This is a genomic window from Streptococcus sp. 1F3 (assembly GCF_054968985.1).
In genome coordinates this window covers 1-1,333 of the sequence record NZ_JBUEQR010000025.1, presented here as the reverse complement: position 1 = coordinate 1,333, position 1,333 = coordinate 1, and the positions used below count along the sequence as shown (strand labels likewise).

General features: G+C 37.2%; 2 protein-coding genes. Both read right to left on the bottom strand.

Going from position 1 to position 1,333, the window contains the following annotated elements; genetic code table 11:
• Nucleotides 1–227: 227 nt before the first annotated feature.
• Nucleotides 228–707 carry a sigma-70 RNA polymerase sigma factor region 4 domain-containing protein gene (locus tag ACVPON_RS01775; protein ID WP_462875575.1) on the bottom strand — a complete coding sequence of 160 codons (480 nt, stop codon included), beginning with the start codon at nucleotides 705–707 and terminating at the stop codon, nucleotides 228–230.
• Nucleotides 708–923: 216 nt separating this feature from the next.
• Nucleotides 924–1,190, bottom strand: a complete 267-nt coding sequence (locus ACVPON_RS01770; protein ID WP_462875573.1) for a transposase — start codon at nucleotides 1,188–1,190, stop codon at nucleotides 924–926.
• Between the last annotated feature and the right edge of the window lie 143 nt (nucleotides 1,191–1,333).

Sequence of the window (1,333 nt, the reverse complement as noted above, 5' to 3'; positions counted from 1 at the left end):
CCTCTCAAGCGACAACTATATCAGTATATCACCTCAACTTTTCTTTGTCAATAGATTTTTTAATTTTTTTTACTTTTTTTATCCTTTTTTATCCTTGAAGCTCTCACCCCCTTACAAATGCCTTATTCATAGGAAAGAGACAGAAGCTAGCTCTAGTCGTGTAGAAGGCTTGCTTGATGATGCTATACTATTTCCTGGGTAGCAATAGATTATATAAGTCACTAAAATTATTCCACTAATTCTTCCTTTATAAGATGTTGGCGAAGAGAGCGCAATAACTTCTGCCGGCCTTTGAAGCGTGCGCCACTGACTAGTGTATCATATTTTTCACAATCACTAGGGCTCAACTGGGAACGGTATCGTGCTAGTGAATCCCGAAGACAGACTAGTTCGTCTGTAATGAGACCTCCACTACTGACCATATGAGATATTTCTCCAATTTCTTCATAATGCAGCCGGTCAAAACCACGTTTATAGGAACTCTGTTTACGTAGCATGTCATTGACGTAATTTCGAAATTTCACTTTAAAATATCGCAACAATCGTGAATCATCTTTTGTTATCCCTTCTTCTTGTTGTAGCAAGCGGTACAGAATATACATTCCCTCTTGGTCCCAGTCTTCTGCTTCCCATAATTTGACATAATATTCCCGCCGTGTCTTTTGAACAATGGGTCGGACTTTTGCATACACTTCTTTAAATTCCATTCTTTCTCCCTTCTTGCTATAATCTCTTATTTATAGCAAGTATAGTCAACGAGAGCAAAAAGAAAAAGGACTTTTTTGTCCTAAATATAAGTAGATCGTAACTGCCCAATAACAAGGTCCCTATCCAAGCAGTCCCTCCTCCAGTATACTGTTATATAGTCATTTAGTTTATAAACAGGATTCCAAAACTTCCCACACTGAGCCCTGTTTTCTTAGTCATTCCCTCACTTTCTCCTTTAAATTAGCCTCGGTTTGCTCAATAGGCTTCAAGTCTGGAGAATAAGCAGGGAGTGGAAGAAAGTGATGATGTTGTTCTATACAAGGTTGTTCAAGTCTGTTTTTGGGATGAAAGCTAGCCTTATCCATAATAATGATATGGCCTTCTGATAAACTTGGTAGCAGCTGGGTTTTGAAGCATTCTACAAAGAAATCACTAGAGCCAAAAAAGTAAGGCTCTATAATTTCTGTAGTGGGTAAATCCACTGTAGAGATTATGGAGCCTTTTTGAGTATAGAAAAAAAAGTCCCATATGACCTATAATGAAAAGCGACTAACAACTCATTAGAAAGACTCATATGGAACAACTAAATCTTATCACAAATTTTCTCAAAATTAAAGACAAAAAT

Bases quoted from the DNA above. Each gene is read 5' to 3' on its own strand.
- ACVPON_RS01775 (WP_462875575.1), bottom strand. From the start codon at position 707: ATGGAATTTAAAGAAGTGTATGCAAAAGTCCGACCCATTGTTCAAAAG.